General features: G+C 36.6%; 19 protein-coding genes and 1 tRNA gene. 8 read left to right on the forward strand and 12 right to left on the reverse strand.

Annotation, left to right across the window (positions count from 1 at the left end; genetic code table 11):
* Nucleotides 1-60 precede the first annotated feature (60 nt).
* Both ABN763_RS01850 and ABN763_RS01855 read right to left on the reverse strand, forming a co-directional pair.
* Complete coding sequence (locus ABN763_RS01850) at nucleotides 61-756, reverse strand: helix-turn-helix transcriptional regulator (RefSeq protein WP_410483705.1); 696 nt, start codon at nucleotides 754-756, stop codon at nucleotides 61-63.
* A 46-nt stretch (nucleotides 757-802) separates the two neighbouring features.
* Nucleotides 803-1,180, reverse strand: coding sequence for a VOC family protein (locus ABN763_RS01855; RefSeq protein ID WP_410483706.1), 378 nt, complete (start codon nucleotides 1,178-1,180; stop codon nucleotides 803-805).
* 244 nt (nucleotides 1,181-1,424) lie between these two features.
* Here ABN763_RS01855 and ABN763_RS01860 point away from each other — a divergent pair, with 244 nt between their 5' ends.
* Both ABN763_RS01860 and ABN763_RS01865 read left to right on the forward strand, forming a co-directional pair.
* Nucleotides 1,425-2,549: a DUF2911 domain-containing protein gene (locus ABN763_RS01860; RefSeq protein WP_410483707.1), complete on the forward strand. Its 1,125-nt coding sequence runs from the start codon at nucleotides 1,425-1,427 to the stop codon at nucleotides 2,547-2,549.
* Nucleotides 2,550-2,983: 434 nt separating this feature from the next.
* The gene (locus ABN763_RS01865; RefSeq protein WP_410483708.1) at nucleotides 2,984-3,658 is read left to right on the forward strand and encodes an FMN-binding protein; all 675 of its coding nucleotides are present in this window, start codon (nucleotides 2,984-2,986) and stop codon (nucleotides 3,656-3,658) included.
* 323 nt (nucleotides 3,659-3,981) lie between these two features.
* Here ABN763_RS01865 and ABN763_RS01870 read toward each other — a convergent pair.
* Nucleotides 3,982-4,066 (reverse strand) — tRNA-Ser (locus ABN763_RS01870).
* 161 nt (nucleotides 4,067-4,227) lie between these two features.
* On the opposite strand from ABN763_RS01870, the gene ABN763_RS01875 reads away from it, so the two are divergent.
* The 4 genes from ABN763_RS01875 (at nucleotide 4,228) to ABN763_RS01890 (ending at nucleotide 7,456) form a co-directional block, all read left to right on the forward strand.
* Nucleotides 4,228-4,980, forward strand: a complete 753-nt coding sequence (locus ABN763_RS01875) for a sulfite exporter TauE/SafE family protein (RefSeq protein WP_410483709.1) — start codon at nucleotides 4,228-4,230, stop codon at nucleotides 4,978-4,980.
* Nucleotides 4,981-5,057: 77 nt separating this feature from the next.
* The gene (locus ABN763_RS01880) at nucleotides 5,058-5,690 is read left to right on the forward strand and encodes an NAD(P)H-dependent oxidoreductase (protein WP_410483710.1); all 633 of its coding nucleotides are present in this window, start codon (nucleotides 5,058-5,060) and stop codon (nucleotides 5,688-5,690) included.
* A gap of 61 nt (nucleotides 5,691-5,751) precedes the next feature.
* Nucleotides 5,752-6,189, forward strand: a complete 438-nt coding sequence (locus ABN763_RS01885) for a thioredoxin family protein (RefSeq protein WP_410483711.1) — start codon at nucleotides 5,752-5,754, stop codon at nucleotides 6,187-6,189.
* 73 nt (nucleotides 6,190-6,262) lie between these two features.
* Nucleotides 6,263-7,456: a DegT/DnrJ/EryC1/StrS family aminotransferase gene (locus ABN763_RS01890; RefSeq protein ID WP_410483712.1), complete on the forward strand. Its 1,194-nt coding sequence runs from the start codon at nucleotides 6,263-6,265 to the stop codon at nucleotides 7,454-7,456.
* Nucleotides 7,457-7,630: 174 nt separating this feature from the next.
* Here the strand turns inward: ABN763_RS01890 and ribB are convergent, their stop codons facing one another.
* From ribB to tpx, 6 genes are all read right to left on the reverse strand, one after another.
* Nucleotides 7,631-8,779 (reverse strand): 3,4-dihydroxy-2-butanone-4-phosphate synthase, encoded by a 1,149-nt coding sequence (gene ribB / locus ABN763_RS01895; RefSeq protein WP_410483713.1) that lies wholly within the window; start codon nucleotides 8,777-8,779, stop codon nucleotides 7,631-7,633.
* A gap of 38 nt (nucleotides 8,780-8,817) precedes the next feature.
* Nucleotides 8,818-10,314 carry an LptF/LptG family permease gene (locus ABN763_RS01900; RefSeq protein WP_410483714.1) on the reverse strand — a complete coding sequence of 499 codons (1,497 nt, stop codon included), beginning with the start codon at nucleotides 10,312-10,314 and terminating at the stop codon, nucleotides 8,818-8,820.
* Between the two features lie 8 nt (nucleotides 10,315-10,322).
* Entirely contained in the window at nucleotides 10,323-10,961 is a 639-nt protein-coding gene (locus ABN763_RS01905; RefSeq protein ID WP_410483715.1) for a LolA family protein, read from the reverse strand.
* An 11-nt stretch (nucleotides 10,962-10,972) separates the two neighbouring features.
* Nucleotides 10,973-13,381 (reverse strand): DNA translocase FtsK 4TM domain-containing protein, encoded by a 2,409-nt coding sequence (locus ABN763_RS01910; protein ID WP_410483716.1) that lies wholly within the window; start codon nucleotides 13,379-13,381, stop codon nucleotides 10,973-10,975.
* 66 nt (nucleotides 13,382-13,447) lie between these two features.
* Nucleotides 13,448-13,819, reverse strand: coding sequence for a diacylglycerol kinase family protein (locus ABN763_RS01915; RefSeq protein ID WP_410483717.1), 372 nt, complete (start codon nucleotides 13,817-13,819; stop codon nucleotides 13,448-13,450).
* On the reverse strand, nucleotides 13,812-14,318 hold the full coding sequence (gene tpx, locus ABN763_RS01920; protein ID WP_410483718.1) for a thiol peroxidase: 507 nt from the start codon (nucleotides 14,316-14,318) through the stop codon (nucleotides 13,812-13,814). Before tpx ends, ABN763_RS01915 begins: the two co-directional genes overlap by 8 nt.
* Nucleotides 14,319-14,621: 303 nt before the next feature.
* Between tpx and ABN763_RS01925 the strand changes: the two genes are divergently transcribed.
* Complete coding sequence (locus tag ABN763_RS01925; RefSeq protein WP_410483719.1) at nucleotides 14,622-14,852, forward strand: hypothetical protein; 231 nt, start codon at nucleotides 14,622-14,624, stop codon at nucleotides 14,850-14,852.
* On the opposite strand, the gene ABN763_RS01930 is transcribed toward ABN763_RS01925, so the two are convergent.
* The 3 genes from ABN763_RS01930 to ABN763_RS01940 are packed head-to-tail and all read right to left on the reverse strand — an operon-like array spanning nucleotide 14,853 to nucleotide 18,288.
* The gene (locus ABN763_RS01930; protein ID WP_410483720.1) at nucleotides 14,853-16,436 is read right to left on the reverse strand and encodes an FMN-binding glutamate synthase family protein; all 1,584 of its coding nucleotides are present in this window, start codon (nucleotides 16,434-16,436) and stop codon (nucleotides 14,853-14,855) included.
* 37 nt (nucleotides 16,437-16,473) lie between these two features.
* Complete coding sequence (locus ABN763_RS01935) at nucleotides 16,474-17,754, reverse strand: amidohydrolase (protein ID WP_410483721.1); 1,281 nt, start codon at nucleotides 17,752-17,754, stop codon at nucleotides 16,474-16,476.
* Nucleotides 17,755-17,757: 3 nt separating this feature from the next.
* Nucleotides 17,758-18,288: a DsrE family protein gene (locus ABN763_RS01940; protein WP_410483722.1), complete on the reverse strand. Its 531-nt coding sequence runs from the start codon at nucleotides 18,286-18,288 to the stop codon at nucleotides 17,758-17,760.
* A gap of 137 nt (nucleotides 18,289-18,425) precedes the next feature.
* Here ABN763_RS01940 and ABN763_RS01945 point away from each other — a divergent pair, with 137 nt between their 5' ends.
* The gene (locus ABN763_RS01945) at nucleotides 18,426-20,738 is read left to right on the forward strand and encodes an ATP-dependent helicase (protein WP_410483723.1); all 2,313 of its coding nucleotides are present in this window, start codon (nucleotides 18,426-18,428) and stop codon (nucleotides 20,736-20,738) included.
* Nucleotides 20,739-20,744 lie beyond the last annotated feature (6 nt).

The raw sequence follows: 20,744 nt of genomic DNA on the forward strand, positions 1-20,744 counted from the left end.
TTTTATTGAATAAAAACTCAGAATGAATTAAGATAAGACTTGAATTGGTAGCTAGTTTAGCTATTGATGTTCTCTGTAAGGAGAGGACAAGAAGTACTCTTGAATGCTAAATTTTCGATCTTGAAAGGTAGTGGCGAGAATTTTATAATGTTGGATTCTATCTATTCTGAAGGCTCTATAATCATTTCTTAAATGGCACCAAGCAATCAAAATCCATTTATTATTAGTAGAGTACATGGCACACGGTTCAATCTCCCTGAACGAAATACTGGAGTCATTCGCTTTTTGATAATTAATCTCAACCACATTAAAATTGGTAATAGCAAGCTGGATTTCGGATAATGCATTGCTAGATAATTCTTCATATTCCCAATTAAAAACATGAATTTTACCACTTAATAGCTCGCTTTTTTCCTGGATAGAAGTTTTAAAAACAGACTTAATCTTGGTGAGTGCCTCGTTAAAGTCATTAACAAAAGAACTGTCTTTAGATTGGTTAATAATATGCTCGGCGGTAACAAGAGCGTTTGCTTGTTTTTCTGTAAACTGAACGGGGGGGACCGTGTAGTTATCAACTAAGCTATAGCCTCTTCCTTCAATTGAATATACTGGAATACCCGCGTTTTCAAGCTTTTTGATATCTCTATAAACCGTACGAACACTAACCTCATATTTTTTAGCCAACTCTGTTGCGGTTAATAACCTTTTTGATTTTAGTAATGTTAGTATTGAAATAAGTCTGGATAGCTGTGACATAAAACAAATATAGCGAACCCCTATAGAGATTCGCTATGTTTACATTTTATTGCATGGAATGAAGAGCAACTCTATTTCCTTCTGTATCCAGAAATTGAGCTATAAATCCGTTTTCATTAATATCAGTCTTTGGCATCACTATTTTACCACCTGCTGCTTCAACTTTTGAAAGTGCTTCACTTAAGTCGTCACCGCCGTTTAAATACACTGTAGAACCATCAGCTGACGGATTCATACCGTCCATTTGTAAAATGGCTCCTCCTACTTTATTGTTTTCCATATCGTAAGGAAAAATGCCGTATTTCATATTTTGATCGCCCATATCATGATCGATGATTGTTTTCCCTAATATTTCAGAATAGAATTTTTTGGCACGGTCATAGTCACTAACCGGAATTTCGAACCAACTTACTGCGTTTGTCATTGTAAATTATTTATTTATGATTAATAAGCGCAAAATTATTTGCGATCATGACAAAATATGTCAGGGGTGTTTTATTTATATCATATTTATTGAATTCAAGGTTAAAAAGTGGAATACTTTAACAATACCCTAACTTCCATATTTAGAGTAGGGGGTTATTTTTACAGCTACAACCAATTATTATACTTAGTCTATTTATTTAATAGATTAAGTACAGTATTCTAATCAATTAAAATCAATTCCAATGAAAAAAATGAACTTTAAACATGTTAGTAGTATTGCTTTAATATGCATTGCGCTAGTAACATCAAATGATCTATTTGGTCAGTTAACCGTACCCGCGACCAGCCCGGAAGCAGAAATAACACAACGTGTTGGCATCACTGATATTACCATTCATTATAACAGACCTTATGTTCGAGGAAGAAAAATTTGGGGAGGACTGGTACAGTATGGGTTTAACAATCTAGGGTTTGGTACGGCAACAGCCGCACCTTGGCGAGCAGGTGCAGATTACAATACCACTATCGAGTTCACTCATGATGTAAAGCTTGAAGGAAACGATGTGAAGGCTGGTAAATATGCGTTGTTTATGGCTCCTGAAGAGAATGGAGATGTCATGATTATTTTATCTAATAATACGACTTCATGGGGAAGTTATTTTTATGATGAAAGTGAGGATGCACTGCGCTTTAAAGTAAAATCGGTTGATTTAGAGACAAGCACCGAAATGTTGACTTATGAATTTAATGAGGTTGATGCAACAACCGCAACTGCTTCGCTAAAATGGGAAAAGAAGGAAATTCCGTTTAAGATATCGGTAGCCGTAACGGATATTGTGCTAGAAGGTATAGCGAATGATTTGCGTAATCCTAATGGTTTTCAGCAATCTAGTTGGGATCAGGCAGCCAATTATGCGTTTAATGCAGAGCGACTTGATCTTGCTTTAGAATGGGTCAACAAATCCATTAGTGGTCAATTTTTTAGTAAAGAAACATTCAGCAATCTAGATTTAAAATCCCGTATTTTAAGCAAGCAAAGAAAAAATGCTGAAGCTTCGCAACTGCTGGATAAAGCTGTTTCTTTGGGGACCTCTAGGGAGGTATATGGTGTTGGTGACCGATTATTAAGAGAAGGGAATACCGATAAAGCTTTGGCAATAATGAAAAAAAATGTAAAAAATAGCCAAGGTGCTTTCCCAAGTAATTTTGGTTTGGCAAGGGCTTACTCTGCTAAAAAAGATTTTAAGAATGCAATCAAATCTTTGAAAAAAGCAATAGCGACTGCACCTGATAACTTTAAGCCAAGATTACAGCAAAATTTAGATCGTTTAAGCAAAGGTGAGGACATTAATACACCAGCTAATTAATAAAAGTCCGAAGTTTATTTTCAATTACATATAAATTAATATATAAAACCCGCAGCTTACGTTGCGGGTTTTTTTGCTTATAGGATGGATTATATGTGCATTTATCCCTAAAGATCCGATGAGAAAGGAGAAATACAAAATAGGTAACATAACTTACTGTAAGACTAAAAAATGGCTAGAAAAAAGTAAACGTCGATTTTTTCAATGTCCGTACCAGAGGAGTAGTTTTAAAGCCACAATACTTCTTATGGCTGCTAAAAAGTAGCTGTTAATAAGGTACTTATCCCATTTAATTGGCGGCAGAACCGCTTTTTCTTTCATACTATAAGTATTTATTCCAAACTGTTTAGATTAAAATATATATGATCTAAGTCATTTAATCTACTGGGGCTTTGATTTAACTTATTCCACTTAACAAATTATAAAATATAGATATGCTTTCTGCAAGAATCATTGTAGTGCTGTTGGTACTATTATTATCATCATGTAAGCAAAGAACAAATAGAACAGAACAAGAAGAGTCAGCGAAGGTTGAAAAAGAACGAATTGTCAAAATTTTGCCCAAGACATTAAAAGAATTTGGAGAATTTGCTGGTGTTATCATTACTGATTCGACCGATATAGATCAAATTATTGCGTTCAAAAAGATTACCCAAGATGGTGTAATTAGCGCTATTGAGATGAATCAAGCATTAAGCATTTATAAAAAGATGATGCAGCCAGAGCGGCAAGATTCTTGGCCAATTTTTGAAATTAAAAACACGAATATGGCCATACTTCCAATCAAAGGTATTGGATATGGAGGCGTTATTTGGGCTAAGGTTCTTGTAGATAGAAATACTTTGGAAATTAACAAAATAGAATTCAATCATCAAGCCGAATCTGAGGGTTATGGTGCGGCAATTACACAATCAGTATTTGAAGAAAAATTTAAGGGGGCTAAGGTAGATTTTGAAAAAAACACCTTCATTCTAAATAGGAATGTGGAGAAAAGAATTGATGATGGTGTTATAATTGATGTTATATCGGGTGCGACGATGACCAGTGAAGCCGCACTTGAAATGGTTAACTACGGATTACGTAGATATAAAAACTACCTTAAAGGTTGATAATGGTTTTTTGACCAAAACAATAGTGATATTATAAAAAGCTAATTCAAACTTTGCTTGTTAGGTTTTTCATTTTCTTTCACTTCATCTGAATAAGTTTGATCCATTTCAGAAAACACAAAACCCGCAACTCAAGTTACGGGTTTCTTTTGTGGAGAAGGAGGGATTACATATCCCTTTATCTCACGTATCTGAAAATAAAGTTCGATGCTACTATGTAGCACCAGGACTTTCGTGTTTTATTCGCTTACCAAAACTTATGTTTTGATGCTCTTAAAAAACAAAAGCCCGATTTTCATTTGAAAATCGGGCTTTGCTCTAAGCGGAGAAGGAGGGATTCGAACCCCCGGAGGTGTGACCCTCGCCGGTTTTCAAGACCGGTGCATTCGACCACTCTGCCACTTCTCCTGGTCTAATGCTTAACAAGCTCAGCTTGCGTAGGCGGGTGCAAATATAACATCCTTTTTACGGTTAATAAAAGAAATATCTAACTTTTTTTAGTGCTTTTGTTTCGGCTTTTAAACATACCTTCGTGTCACTTTTAATTTCAGTTACTAACAAACAAATTAATGGAACTTAGCTGGGAGATTCCACTACTTATTGCCGCAGGTTTTGCAGCAGGATTTATTAATACCATGGCGGGTGGGGGTTCTCTCATTACTCTTTCTACCTTAATATTTATCGGTTTGCCTGCGGATATTGCGAACGGTACGAATAGAATAGCAATTATGTTTCAAACCGCAACCGCTGTTGCTGGATTTAAATCAAAAGGAGTGAGCACGTTTCCGTATAGTATTTATTTCGGAGTGACCGCTTTAGTTGGGGCCATTTTAGGAGCACAACTAGCAACCGATATAAGAGGAGAACTTTTTGATAGAATTCTTGCAATCATCATGGTAATGGTGGTTCTTATTGTTGTTTTTAAACCAAAAATGGCATCTGTTGACGCTTTAGAAAGACTTACGGGTAAACACCTATACATTTCAATGTTGGTGTTTTTTTTTATTGGAATATATGGAGGCTTTATTAATGTGGGTATTGGTTTTTTTATGATGTTACTGTTATCGCGTTTCAATAAACTGTCATTGGTGAAAAGTAATGCAACTAAGGTAACCGTAGCTTTTATTTACACCTTAGCAGCTGTGGTCGTTTTTGCTATTAATGAGAAAATAGAATATGTAGTTGGCATTATTATGGCCTTTGGTAACTCGTCTGGCGCGTGGGTAGCAAGTCGCTGGTCAGTAAAAAAAGGCGATGGGGTTATAAAGGTATTTTTGCTTATTATGGTCATTGCAATTTCAATTAAGCTATGGTTCTTCTGATAGCGCCATAGATTGAACTAATAGAAGAAGCATTAGCCTCACAATTCTTATTTACTAATTTTGTAAAAAAGAATGAAATGAATATCATTGAAAGTTTGAAATGGCGCTATGCAGTAAAAAAATTTGATGCTTCAAGGGCGTTAACAGATGAAAAAATAACGGTGCTTAAAAATGCCTTCAATCTAACTGCTACCTCTTACGGCCTTCAGCCTGTTAAACTTATTATCATAAATGATAAAAAATTAAAGGAAGAACTTGTACCACATTCTTGGGATCAAAGACAAGTTGCAGACGCCTCTCATTTGCTGATTTTTGCAATTGAAAATAGCATTGATAATCAATATATTAACACATATTTTAATCGAGTTAAAGAGATCAGAAAAACTCCGGATTCAGTATTGGATCCTTTCAAGGAGTCTCTTATTAATAGTTTTGAAGAGAAGTCAAAAAATGAAATAATGAATTGGGCGACAAGACAGGCCTATTTGGTCATGGGAAATTTACTAACGGTATGTGCTGTTGAAAAGATTGACGCGTGTCCTATGGAAGGATTTATTCCTGAGGAATATAATCGAGTTTTAGAGCTGGATAAGCAGGGTTTAAGTGCTGTTTTAGTAATGCCAGTGGGCTACAGGGCAAAAGATGATATGTTTTCTAATTTCAAGAAAGTACGCAAGGATATAGAAGATTCCGTTATTACCATACAATAAATTTGGCAAGATACTTGTTTAAAGCTCAGTGATTCATATCATGTTCAACTAAACTAAACTTATGAAGACATTATTTTTGGTGCTAACAATATGTGTTTTCTCATTTACACAGGCGCAAGAAACGACACTGAAATGGCATACTGATTTTGAAAAAGCAAAGAAGGTAGCCAAAACAGAAGATAAACCTATCTTGATGTATTTTACAGGTAGCGATTGGTGCGGACCATGTAAAATGCTAAAACGAGACTTTTTTAATAGCGATAAATTTGCTGAAAAGGCTGAAAAATTGGTTTTGGTAGTTGTTGATATTCCTCGTAGACGCGATATGCTTACCCCAGAACAAAGGCAAAAGAATATGAAGTTAATGGGGGAGTATAATAAAAGAGGGCTTTTTCCCACGGTTCTTCAACTGGATGCAAAAGGAAAAGTAAAAAACAGTATTAATTCATACTCAGGTTCGCCAGAATTGTACTTCGATTTTGTTGATAAGATGTTGTAGTCTTAACTCATCAATCTTTCTTATACCTTATCTATTTTCAATATTTTTGACTAATAATTGAAAACGATAGCGAATGCCCGGATTTGAGTTTTTTGGTGAAGAAGAACGTAAACAAGTGAATGATGTTCTTGATAATGGTGTTTTAATGCGATATGGTTTCGACGGAATGCGAAATGGTCACTGGAAAGCCAAAGAATTGGAAGCTTCCCTTCGTAACGTCATGAAAGTGCAGCATGCACAACTGACTTCAAGTGGCACATCGGCTTTAACGGTGGCCTTGGCAGCAGCCGGGGTTGGGGCAGGAGACGAAGTGATTATGCCGACCTTTACTTTTGTAGCGAGCTTTGAATCGATTATAGCAATTGGTGCTGTTCCCGTTTTGGTGGATATTGACGATACCTTAACGTTAGACCCGCAAGCAGTTAAAAATGCAATTACTGCAAAAACCAGGGTGATCATGCCTGTACATATGTGCGGTAGCATGGCACAGTTAAAAGAACTAAAGCAAATTTGCAATGATCACAATCTTATTTTACTTGAAGATGCCTGCCAGGCAATTGGAGGCACTTATGATGATAAACCACTAGGATCTTATGGTCATTTGGGTTGTTTTTCTTTTGATTTTGTAAAAACAATTACCTGTGGTGAAGGAGGAGCGGTTATAACTAATAATAAAGAGTATTATCTAAATAGCGATCATTATACCGACCATGGTCATGATCACGTTGGAAATGATAGGGGAGCAGAGTCGCATCCGTTTCTTGGTTATAATTACAGAATATCTGAGTTGAATGCTGCGGTCGGCTTAGCTCAGATTGAAAAACTGCCTCGTTTTCTTGAACTTCAGAAACAACATTATCTCATTCTAAAAAACGAACTAGCGAAGGTGGATGGCGTAACCTTCAGACGAATTCCGGAAGCGGGAGTGCCTAATTACGGTTTTTTAAACTTTTTCTTACCAAATGAAAATGCTGCTAGAAATGCACATAAAGCCTTAGGAGAAAATGGTGTAGATGCTTGTTTTTACTGGTATGATAATAACTGGCACTATATTAAAAAATGGGATCATTTAAAGAATTTAAAATCACTAGGCCGGCTACCACAGGAAATCAAAACTCAATTACCAGATTATCATAAACAAGATTTTTCAAAGTCCGATCATTGGATGGGTCGTACCATTTCTTCTTTGATTAAATTATCTTGGACTGAAGAAGAAGTTACCGCCCGGGCTAATAAAATGGCCGAGGTAGTTTCTCATTTTGTTTAATTGTATTTATTAATGGTTTGAGGAGATAAATCGGTTAATATAGGCTGCAGATACGTCTAGATTAATTTTCAATGTCAGTTCTAGCGGAGTCGAGAACTGTTGCAACCTCTCATGCCACTTACTTAAAACGGAATTTTACAATATTTCCTTAGTATATAAAGTGTAATCTTTGATTTAGTAACTAACATATTCAGTTATTTCAAGACCATAACCAATCATCCCAACACGCTTTGTTTGTTTCGTATTAGACATTAGCTTCATTTTGTGGATGTTTAGATCATGCAGAATTTGGGCACCGATACCAAAATCTTTAGCATCCATTTCAATTCGCGGAGCTTTGATTACTTCATTCTCTTGCTGCGCATTTTTCAGAATACTCAAACGATTAAGTAAATTAAGCGAATCGCTTTGCTGGTTGATAAAAATAATAGCTCCTTTCTCATGCGCGTTTAACAAGGCAAACATTTCATCTAGTTTTTTGTCTGTATTGTTAGTCAACATACTCAAAGGGTCGTGATTAACCAAACTAGCATTTATTCTTGTTAACACAGCTTCTCCATTGTTCCAACTTCCTTTTGTAAGCGCAAGATGAACCTGATCGTTCGTTGTTTGTTGGTAGGCGCGCAGTCTAAACCGACCAAAGCGGGTTTCTATATCGAAATCTTCTTTTTTATCTATTAACGAATCATGTTGCATTCTATATGCAACTAAATCTTCAATAGAGACAATTTTAAGGTTGAACTTTTGTGCGACGTCTATGAGTTGAGGTAGGCGTGCCATGGTACCATCTTCATTCATGATTTCAACAATCACACCAGCGGGATTTAAGCCTGCTAAGCGTGCGAAATCGATCGCAGCTTCCGTATGTCCGGTTCTACGTAAAACACCGCCATCTTTGGCAATCAACGGAAATACGTGTCCAGGTTTGCTTAAATCATAATAGGTGGTTTCTTTGTTTACTAAAGCATTGATGGTTTTTGCTCTATCAGAAGCAGATATTCCCGTGGTTACCCCGTTGCCTTTCAAATCGACTGATACAGTAAAGGCAGTTTCCATCGGGTCAGTATTGTTACTTACCATCATATCTAACTTTAGTTCTTTACAACGCGTTTCGGTAAGTGGCGTGCAGATTAACCCACGACCGTGCGTTGCCATAAAGTTGATCATATCGGGATTCACTTTATCAGCAGCGGCAATAAAATCGCCTTCATTTTCTCTATTTTCATCATCAACTACGATTATTACCTTACCTTGGCGTATATCCTCAATAGCTTCGGCAATAGTATTTAACTGTATTGAAGTTTTCGTATCTGATGAAATCATAACTCGATTTATTTATGATGATAATTGCAAAGGTACTGTTATTGAGTTTTTTTCTTCTTTATACCAGCTATTTTTTCAAAGAAATTTTTAATTGGGAGGGTAATACTATCCGGATTGAAGAGTCCTCGGTCGGCGGTAGCTTTTCTGGTAAGAATAATACTAAACGGTAGCATGATCATAGTGGATAACCATGAACCGATAATAGGGTGCAATGTACCATCTTCGGCACTTTTATTTCCAAAAATCCCAATAAAGTGATAGGCAAGGAAAATGATAATCGCTAAAACCATTGGTAACCCCATCCCACCTTTTCTTATAATCGCTCCCAAGGGGGCACCGACAAAAAACAGGATAATACAAGAAACACCCAAGGCAAACTTGTTATGGTATTGGGTAATGTGAAGGTTAATAAGTTTATCGCTATTAAAAAGCTCTTTTTCCTTTCCCTGAACGATGCTTAATGAGTTTTTGGTGTTGTTTATCGCTTGGTCTAAAATCATAACCGTTTTGTAATCCTTCAAACTATGAACGACGCTATCAAGGTCGGGGGTTTGCGGATTGGCAATGATTTTTTTGTCTTTGCTGACTTTCGTATTTCCCTCGTCATCAGTTTTAACAACATTATCCTTTAGAGATACAATGCCAGTACGCTTTAAAATATTATCCCCAAACAGCTCTACCTTTTTAGTATATTCCTCCGTTAATGTATCTTTTTTTGCGCTGAGGTCACTTACACTTAACATTCTATAAAAGGTCTTGTAGTCTTGCTGTTCAAGATCAACATCATTAAAATTTGAGATATCAATATTCATGATGTATTGATCGAAATTAACCTTGGCATGTGGCAATTTTTCCCGCTCTTTTCTTTTTTTAGGATTCACATCTTCATAACGATTGCCTTCAAACAACACCAGTTGTAAAACATCTGATTTCTTGCTGCTTTTTAGTTCACCACTTTTCGCTCTTAGAACAATGCGATTGGTACCGTCGGGTGACTTTTCATGAATAGTAATATTGGTTAAAAACTCATCATTATCACCATATTTATCATCCACTTTAATATTGATTTTTTCGCCGATATCATTGAATATGCCTTCCTCAATAGCCAGTGCAGGTTGTAACTTAGCCAAGTTTCTTCTAAGATTGAAAAATTTAAGCTCCGCCTTTGGAATTACGGTGTTTGAAAAATAGAATGCCCCGATACCCGTAAAGAAAATGAAAATAATCAAACTTCCCATCGCGCGTTGTAAGGATATTCCGCTACTTTTCATCGCTGCAAATTCGTAGTTCTCGGCAAAATTACCAAAGGTCATTATTGATGCTAACAACACCGACAAAGGCAAAACTAAAGGAATAAGCTTCGGTGATACAAAAAATAAAAACTTTAAAATAATATTTATTCCAAGTCCTTTACCTGCAAGTTCATTAATATAAAGCCATAGCGATTGTAGTACAAAAATAAACATGAGCAACGTCAAGGTGCTCACGAATATCTTTATAAAACTAAACAGAATATACCTGTCGAGTATTTTCAAATTGCTATCTAATTATTAATGTAGTAATCTTTGTACTTGCTCGCGTCAAAGGTAAACAAGCTTTTTGATAAAGGCTGATTGGTTTTAAAAGAATTAACAGTCAGCGTTGTGGTAGTACCACTGCCATCGCTTTGTATCAGATTATAAATGTGTTTTGTTTGTACATCAACACCCAGCATGATTTGCGAAATCTCAGCGCTCGAATCAATCGGGGTGAGCTTGATAAATTGAATTTTTCTCCCTTTGATGTTTTTTGCAGTATCCCAACTGTAATTGTAACCATCTTCATAAAAGGTCAACATTTTAGAAGGTGTAATGACTCCAGCTTCACTATCATCAGGCGTTGCTATCGTAATTTCTTCGTTTTCGGGTACAATGGTATATTCTTTTTTAAGGTCATAAAGCTTAGTAATACCCATAAAGTTTAGTAAATACTTTTCACCTTTCAGTGTAACATTCCCTGAGGTTTCTTGTTTTATGTTTTCTTCCTTATTATTTAGAACGTATTGAAAGTCCAATGTTATATTGTCATAACTTTTCACTTTTTTAGAAACGTCATCTAACAATTGTTTTGCTTTTGCAGCATCTTGCCCTAGTGCGTAACCAGCAATACATAAACATATAAGTAGGGCTCCTAATCTTTTCATTTTTGGTGTTTTTACAAATTTAAATCACTTTCACTATTTAACAACTGATCGAGCGCAACAAAATCGGGTACTAATACCTGTCTGGCCTTACTTCCCTCAAATGGACCTACTACACCAGCCGCTTCTAATTGATCAATTATACGACCTGCGCGGTTGTATCCCAATTTTAATTTTCGTTGTAACAACGAGGCGGAACCTTGCTGAGCGGTAACTATTACTTCAGCTGCTTCACGAAACAGCGCATCTCGATCTCTTATGTCTATATCAAGACTTGTGCCACTTTCTTCGCCAACATATTCCGGGAGTAAGTGCGCATCAGGATACGCCCGTTGTGCCCCTATAAAATCACAAATACGTTCTACTTCCGGGGTGTCAACAAATGCACACTGAATACGAGTTAGGTCATTTCCTTGTGTGTAGAGCATATCACCACGACCGATAAGTTGGTCGGCACCACCACTGTCTAAAATAGTACGTGAATCTATTTTAGAGGTTACTCTAAATGCAATTCTCGCAGGGAAATTTGCTTTGATAATACCTGTAATCACATTAACAGATGGTCTTTGCGTTGCAATAATCAAATGGATACCAATTGCACGGGCTAATTGTGCTAATCTTGCAATTGGTGTTTCCACCTCTTTTCCGGCAGTCATTATTAAATCAGCAAATTCATCCACTACTAATACGATATATGGTAAAAATTGATGCCCATCATTAGGATTTAGTTTACGTGCCTTAAACTTCTGATTGTACTCTTTAATGTTTCTACATAAAGCCGTTTTTAGCAATTCATATCGATTATCCATCTCAATGCATAGAGAATTCAAGGTATTGATCACCTTAGTGTTATCAGTGATGATCGCCTCTTCAGAATCTGGTAACTTTGCGAGATAGTGCCGTTCGATTTTATTAAATAAAGTAAGCTCTACTTTTTTAGGATCTACTAACACAAATTTTACTTCAGCCGGATGCTTTTTGTATAAAAGAGAAGTCAATACTGCGTTCAACCCGACTGATTTTCCTTGGCCAGTTGCTCCAGCCATTAGCAGGTGAGGCATTTTTGCAAGATCGACAACCAATGTTTCATTGCTAATGGTTTTACCCAAGGCAACAGGTAATTCCATTTCTGCTCCTTGAAATTTTGGCGATGCTATCACAGATCGCATTGAAACAATAGTCGATTTCTTGTTAGGAACTTCAATTCCAATGGTCCCTTTCCCAGGAATAGGGGCAATGATCCTAATGCCTAAGGCAGATAACGATAAGGCAATATCATCTTCAAGATTCTTAATCTTAGAAATTCTAATACCCGCCTCAGGAACAATTTCATACAGTGTCACTGTAGGTCCAATTGTTGCTTTAATTTGAGAAATCCCAATCTTGTAGTTCTTTAAGGTCTCTACAATTCTATTCTTATTTTCCTCTAATTCTTCCTGATTAATGGTAATCCCACCACCAGCATTGTAATCTTTAAGTAACTCTAGGGTAGGGAACTTGTAATTACTAAGTTCAAGTGTAGGATCAAACTCTCCAAACTCTTTAACTAATTTGTTAGCCTGATTTTTACTTACAGTTTCTTCTTCCACTACCTTTTCAACCTCAATGGTAACTTCTGCTTCTTCCTTTTTCGTTAGATTGGCAGTTGTTGGTATTTCAACATTTTTCTTTTCTTTCTCTTTGAATGAACCATAAACTTGAGCATCGTTGGTAGCATCGAAAACTACTTCTTTAGTGGCTTCATCTGTTTTTATTTCTTGTGTTGATGTCTTAGATTTTGGAGTTTCTATAACCTTTTCATGTGTTTCTGACTCAAAATCATGTGTAATCTCTTTCTTTGTTTTTTGAAAGAAGCTGACAATGCTTTCGGGCGTAATTCCAAAACGAATAACCAGGTAACTTACGAATCCAAAAGTTAACAGAAGTGCTATGCCGGGTGTGCCGATATAATCTTTTAAGAAAGAATTCATCTCATAACCAAAAACACCTCCTAATAGCGGTTCAGTTTTTGCTAAAAACCCAAGCAAAACCGCTAACCAGATCATCACCATTAGTCCCCAGAACCAATTTTTATTCAATCGTTTTAATGGGATGCTTGAAAAAAGGTATAAACCTGTAGTGAATAGAAGCCCTACAAGAATAAACGAAGCTACTCCGAATCCTTTATAAATAACATAGTAGCTAATGTTAGCACCAAATTTACTCATCCAGTTTTTAGTTACAACTGTACGATCCGTAAATCGATCGATCGTGCTGTGGTCTTCTTGCCAATTAAAAAAGAAGGAGATAAAAGCAATGAATAACGCGATACTCACAAGCATGAGAAGACTTCCAAGAACTATTTTATTTTGTTTTGAAAGTTGAAAACTTACTTTTTTCTTAGAGGTGGTTGTGCTTTTTTTCGTTTTCTTTTTTACGGCCATTTATCGGTTTTCGGATGAAACAAAAATACGAATGTTTAACGCTTTTCCTAATAAAATAGTATGGCGTTATAGCACTTTAGGAAGGTAAATAAATAAACCTATGATGGCTGCAAATAAAGCACAAATGAGCACAGCTGAAGCTGAAATATCTTTGGCAATACCAATCTTTTCATTATGATTTGGCATTACATAATCCGCCAATTTTTCAAAGGCGGTATTCATTGCTTCTGCTCCAAGAACAAGTGCAATGGCAATTATTTGAAACATCCATTCTTCATTCGAAATCTCAAAATAAAATCCGAAAGCAGTCACCATAATCGCTGCTATGCATTGAATTTGAAAATTACGCTCGGTTTTTAGTAAAAGAAAAACGCCCTTTAGCGCATACTGCATGCCTAAAAAGCGTTTACTGTATTTTGATGGGTTGCTTTTACTCATTTGTAAGTGCATCGAGCGCAGCCTGATAATTCGGCTCGTCTACAATCTCGGCAACTTGCTCAGTATGTGCTACATTGCCTTCACCATCAATCACGACAATAGATCGGGCTAGTAAACCTTCTAAAGGTCCATCTATAAAAGCCTGACCATATAATCTTCCAAATTCCCGATCTCTAAAGTCTGATAAGTTGATCACGTTTTTAATGCCTTCAGCACCACAAAAACGAGCTTGGGCAAAAGGGAGGTCACGGGAAATACACAATACCTTGGTGTTTTCCAAAGCAGCAGCTTGTTCATTAAATTTCCTTACCGATGCCGCACAAGTGTCAGTATCGATACTTGGGAAAACATTTAATATGAGATTTGAACCTTTAAAATCACCTAATGAGATCGAGGATAAGTCGTTTAAAACTAATTTGAAGTTAGGAGCTTCACTACCAACAGCGGGTAGATCTCCTGATGTATGAATTGCATTACCTTTAAGTGTAACGGTTGCCATAAATTTTATGATTTAATACTATTTACGATTAAAGACTTAAAAATAGAAAACTTCTCGAAGACCATTAGCGTATGTTGATAACTATTATTTTGATTAACAAACATTAAAGATCGTTTTATATTTGTTTAACATTATTTGCAGTATTGTGAGTTTTAAGATTTCACAGAATCGAAATTAACATTAGGTAATGATTTTTACTAAACAGCTGTTTTCTAGTATTTTTTGGTTACTGTTATCTGTTTTAAGTGGTATGGTATAATATAATATGAGCATTGTGCTAAGGTCTTCACCTAAACCTTTTAAGTGGTTTTAAAAATATTTGATTGGGGCTATGAGGTTGCATTATTTCAGGTAGGTGCAATTATCGGAATTATTATAGCAATCTTCTTTATCATAGTAGATTACTTTTATCTTAAAAAACAGAAATTAACTAATGCCAAAAGAAACATTTTCCGATTGATAATGGTATTATTAATTGCTTTTTTGGTAGGTGGTACTCACTATATTTTAGAAAATGTAATTGATGTGATTTAATTAATCATTATTTGTATTCAACTTTCCATTATCAATGCTCCCAATATGTTCGCAATCTTTTAAAACCTGCATTGAATCAAAATCGACTTTTTCCTTGTGATACATATATGTATCAGCTAATGTTTGGGTAAGGTTTTTATCACCTAAACTTATATCGACATCGTCCATATTGAACTGGGAAGGATGTTCGTAACCAGCGGCATGTGTTATATCCAAAAGTTCTTTTCTAAAGGTTCTGAAGTATTGATTTAAACGTTCAGACTTTAGAGGGATATTGATCCCGTTTTGTAACCATTTTTTCTGGGTAGCGACTCCGGCGGGGCATTTATTTGTATGACATATTTGTGCCTGAATGCAACCAATACTCATCATCGCCTCACGGGCAACATTAATACAATCTGCTCCCATAGCAAATGCCATTGCTGCTTTAGCAGGAAAACCTAATTTACCACTTGCAATAAATACGACTTGATCACAAAGGCCATGTTTTTGAAATAGTTTATAAACATCGCTAAAACCATAAACCCATGGCAACGAAACATGATCGGCAAATGCTGGTGGGGCAGCACCAGTTCCGCCTTCACCACCATCTATGGTAATAAAATCCGGTCCTTTACCAGTGTTTTTCATGATTTTAGCTAGTTCCTCCCATTGGTCCAATTTTCCAATGGCAGCTTTTATACCCACAGGTAGTCCTGTTTCATTCGCAATGTCCTCAACAAAATCTACCAATTCCGGTACGTTATTAAAAGCAGTATGCGTTGATGGTGATAACACATCTTTTCCAACTTCAACACCACGAATTTTTGCAATTTCAGGAGTAATCTTCTTACCTGGTAACACACCACCTTTACCAGGTTTAGCCCCTTGAGATAGTTTTACCTCTATAGCTCTAATAAATGGGTTATCATTGACTAGTGTTTTCATCTTTTCCATCGAGAAATTTCCTTGCGCATCTCTTACACCAAAATATCCGGTACCAAAATGAAAGACTACATCCGCACCATTACTGTGATAAGGGGAGAGCCCACCTTCACCAGTGTTGTGATATGCACCTGATAGCCCACACCCCTTATTTAACGACTCAATGGCTTTTGCAGATAAGGAACCAAAACTCATCGCAGAAACATTTACAACAGATCGCGGTCGGAATGGGCGTTTTCTATTCTTAGGTAACCCCATCACTTTTGCACATGGTAAAAATGTTTTGTCATCTTTGTTAGGATGCTCTTTTTTTACCTTGTAGGGTATCATTGCATTATTAATAAAGATGTATTGATGAGTATAGATATCTCTATCGGTTCCGAAACCCTCGTAGTTATTTTCTTGCTTGGCCGATGCATAAATCCAGCCTCTTTCAATACGATTAAAAGGAAGCTCTTCTCGGTTATTTGCTACCAAGTATTGCCTAAGCTCAGGACCAATGCTTTCTAACATATAGCGAAAATGGCCAATCACCGGAAAGTTGTGGCTAATGGTGTGTTTTTTTTGAAAGAAAATATCGCGTATAGCCACCAAGGCGATTGCAACAATAATCCAACCCCACCAGGGAATACTACCTAAAAAATTTAGAATTTCTTGCATATCATCCGGGTTTACAGAATGAGGGGAGCATAAGTACTTATTTACTATTTAAATAATCAAACGTTAAATTGGTCAATGCCTTAACACCTAACTTCATACCAGCTTCATCGATAAAGAAATCAGGAGTGTGGTGTGATGGTGCATCTGCCGGATTCATGTCCAGTGGAGTACCTCCTAAAAAGAAATAAAATCCAGGGACTTTTTCTTGAAAAAATGAGAAATCTTCTGCCCCTGTAATAGCACTGATTAGATTTACATTTTCTTTTCCGGCCGATCGCTGTAATGTAGGTAGCATTTGAGTAACTAATGCCTCATTATTATAGGTAATCGCTGTACCTTCTGCTATATCAATTGTCGCTTCGGCTTTATATGCTTTTGCAATAGCAGGAACCATTTCTTTCATGCGGTCGTTCAATTTCTTTTGCATATTGTAATCCAAAGTTCTTATGGTACCAATAATTGTGGCGGATTCCGGAATAATATTATTTCTAATACCTGTATTAACCATTCCTACTGAAATGACAGCAGCTTCTTTGGTAAGCTCTGTTTCCCGACTGACAATGGTCTGTAACCCCATGATAATTTGCGCTGATGCTACTACCGGATCAATACTTTGCCATGGTCTAGAACCGTGTGCTTGTTTTCCTTTTACGTTAATCTCAAAACGCTGGGCCGCAGCCATGATCCCACCAGGCTTGTAATTAATCTGACCAATTGGTGTACCGGAACTAATATGTAAGCCGAAAATAGCATCAACATCTGGATTTTTTAAAACACCTTCTTTTACCATTAATTTGGCCCCGCCTTCCTCACCTTTGGGAGCTCCTTCTTCAGCAGGCTGAAAAATAAATTTTACTGTACCTTTTATTTTGTCAGTGTTTTTTGCAAGTATTTCAGCAACTCCCATTAAAATTGCTACATGAGTATCGTGACCGCAGGCATGCATAACTCCTGTTTCTTTACCATTGTATGTAGCCTTGACGGTCGATTTAAACGGTAGATCAACGCGTTCATCTACCGGTAGTGCATCCATATCTGCCCGTAATGCTACTACTTTGCCTGGTTTTTTGCCCTTTAAAATACCAACAACTCCTGTATGGGCAACTCCGGTTTGCACTTTTATTCCCAATGATTCTAAATGAGCGGCTACCTTTTTGGCAGTTTCAAATTCTCGATTAGAAAGCTCAGGGTTTTGATGAATATCACGTCGCCATTCAATAACTTTTTGTTCAATATTATCTATTTGCTTGTCGATCTTATTTTGGGAAAAAGAAACTCCAGCAATTAGCAAGGAAAATCCCAATAAAAAATGTTTCATTATTTAAAATTTGATTAGTCTATAATTTTGATTCTGTAGCTGAATTAGGGCCGTCATAGCCGAAAGTGAAATCTGAGTTCCTGGAATTAAGTCTTCTTTAGGGAACCCCCTGGATTTAGATGATTGTCCACAAAAAATCACTTGTACTCCTTCATTTAAAAGGGATTCCAATAATTTACTATTTGGATTCTTAGTCTGGTATCGTTTTTTATATGCCTTGTCGGTAATGATATCTTTGGACGCTTTGTTGTGTACAACCAAAGCAACTTTTAGTTGTTCTTTTGGTACACCCGCTTGAGCATGCATGTTAAGAAAACGCGCAGCGGTTTCAATTTTTTTATTGATAGCATTCAGGTCATTCGGTGTATCCATTACGTCAAAAACTACTTTGAAGGTTGCAGCAGTATCTGTTTTATAATCTGGGTTTTCAATTTTTTTTACTGCCCCGTAGGCTTTTATAATCGGGCCTTTCTTTTGCGCAAGTGTTGAAAGCGAAGTTAAAAGCAGGAGAAGGAACAAATTTCGGATGATCATTTACTAGTTGGTTAGACGTTAAAGATATTTAAAAAAAGAGACATTTATTTCATTTTTCATGTTTATAACTAATGACTACAGTGCTTTCCGGTTGCTTTCATTTTATTTAAATTCACAACCTATAAAATTGCTTTTTTTTGGAAGAATATCTAAGTCAACTTAATGAAGCACAATTAGCTCCAACTTTACAAAAAGATGGACCGATGATTGTTATTGCTGGCGCCGGATCGGGAAAAACTAGAGTATTGACCTATCGCATAGCATATTTAATGCATCAAGGGGTCGACCCCTTTAATATCTTGGCCTTAACATTTACCAATAAAGCAGCACGCGAAATGAAAAAGCGTATTGCGCAGATTGTTGGAAATAGTGAAGCAAAAAATTTATGGATGGGGACCTTCCATTCAGTTTTTGCAAAAATCCTTCGGTTTGAGGCTGATAAACTAGGATATCCTTCCAACTTTACCATTTATGATACTCAAGATTCTCAGCGTTTAGTTTCTAGTATTATAAAGGAAATGGGACTTGATAAGGATATCTACAAATACAAGCAAGTGTATTCAAGGATATCGTCTTATAAGAATAGTCTAATCACAGTTAAAGCTTATTTTCAAAACCCTGAACTGCAAGAAAGTGATGCAATGGCTAAGAGGCCGAGACTTGGAGAAATTTATCAGAATTATGTAGATCGTTGTTTTAAGGCAGGGGCGATGGATTTTGATGATCTACTTTTGAAAACAAACGAATTACTGACTCGCTTTCCAGAAGTTTTACTTAAATATCAAAATAGATTTAGGTATATCTTGGTAGATGAGTATCAGGATACCAATCACTCACAATACTTAATTGTTAGAGCATTGTCGGATCGTTTTCAAAATATTTGTGTAGTAGGTGACGATGCACAGAGTATTTATGCGTTTCGAGGAGCAAATATTAACAATATTCTAAATTTCCAGAAGGACTATGATGGAGTAAAAACCTATCGCCTCGAGCAGAATTACCGCTCTACGAAAAATATCGTTAACGCAGCCAACTCGATCATTGATAAAAACAAAACCAAACTTGACAAAGTTGTTTGGACGGCGAACGATGATGGGCCAAAAATTATCGTTAACAGATTATCAACTGATGCGGAAGAAGGTCGCTATGTAGCTTCTTCTATTTGGGATAATAAAATGAACCAACAGTTGGGTAATGGCGAGTTTGCGGTACTATATCGCACCAATGCCCAGTCTAGATCAATTGAAGATGCGCTTCGCAAGCGCGATATTCCGTACCGTATTTATGGTGGCTTGTCCTTTTATCAGCGCAAGGAGATTAAAGATGTATTGGCTTATTTGAGGTTAATAGTGAATCCCGCAGATGAAGAAGCACTAAAACGAGTCATTAATTACCCAGCACGTGGTATAGGGCAGACCACTGTGGAACGTTTGGTAGTTGCAGCTAATCATTACAACCGTTCGATCTTCGAGGTGATGATGCACTTGGACAAAGTTGAATTGAAAATCAACGCAGGAACAAAGCAAAAACTTCAGGATTTCGTGACCATGATACAAAGTTTTCAGGTAATGAATGCAAATGCCGATGCGTTTCAGGTAGCTGAGCATGTATCTAAGAAAACAGGGCTTATACAAGAGTTTAAAAAAGATGGTACGCCAGAAGGTATTGCCAGAATGGAAAATATCGAAGAGCTATTAAATGGTATAAAAGACTTTGTAGAAGGCCAACAAGAAATAGCTGATGCTACGGGAGTCTTGACTGAGTTTTTAGAAGATGTTGCCTTAGCGACAGACTTAGATCAAGATACCGGTGATGATGATCGCGTTGCTTTAATGACTATTCATTTAGCTAAGGGGTTAGAATTTCCGTATGTCTATATCGTAGGTATGGAAGAAGACCTTTTTCCTTCGGCAATGAGTATGAATACCCGAAGTGAATTAGAAGAGGAGCGCAGGTTGTTCTACGTGGCATTGACAAGAGCAGAAAAGCAAGCCTATTTAACCTATACTTTATCGCGCTATCGTTGGGGAAAATTGATTGATGCTGAACCAAGTCGTTTTATTGAAGAAATAGATGATCAGTATCTTGAATATATGATTAAGTTAGACGATAGAAGGTATCAACCAATGATTGATGCTGATATTTTTGGGGAAGTTGACAAAAGTAAACTGCGGCTTAAAAAACCAATTGCTGGGAGAGCCCCAAAAGGGCCTACTGAAGAGCAGCTGCGAAAATTAAGAAAACTTAAACCAGTTTCTGATGGTGCCCCTACAGGAAACTTATTTGATAGCGACTTAGTTCCCGGTACCAAGGTAAATCATACCCGTTTTGGTCGGGGAGAGGTTATCAAATTAGAAGGTGCCGGTCAAGATAAAAAAGCTGAGATTCAATTCGAAAGTGGCGGGATTAAGAAGTTGTTGCTTCGTTTTGCAAAGTTAGAAGTTTTGTAATTTTTT

Origin of the sequence: Spongiivirga sp. MCCC 1A20706 (assembly GCF_046524175.1) — a bacterium.
Lineage (GTDB): Bacteria > Bacteroidota > Bacteroidia > Flavobacteriales > Flavobacteriaceae > Spongiivirga.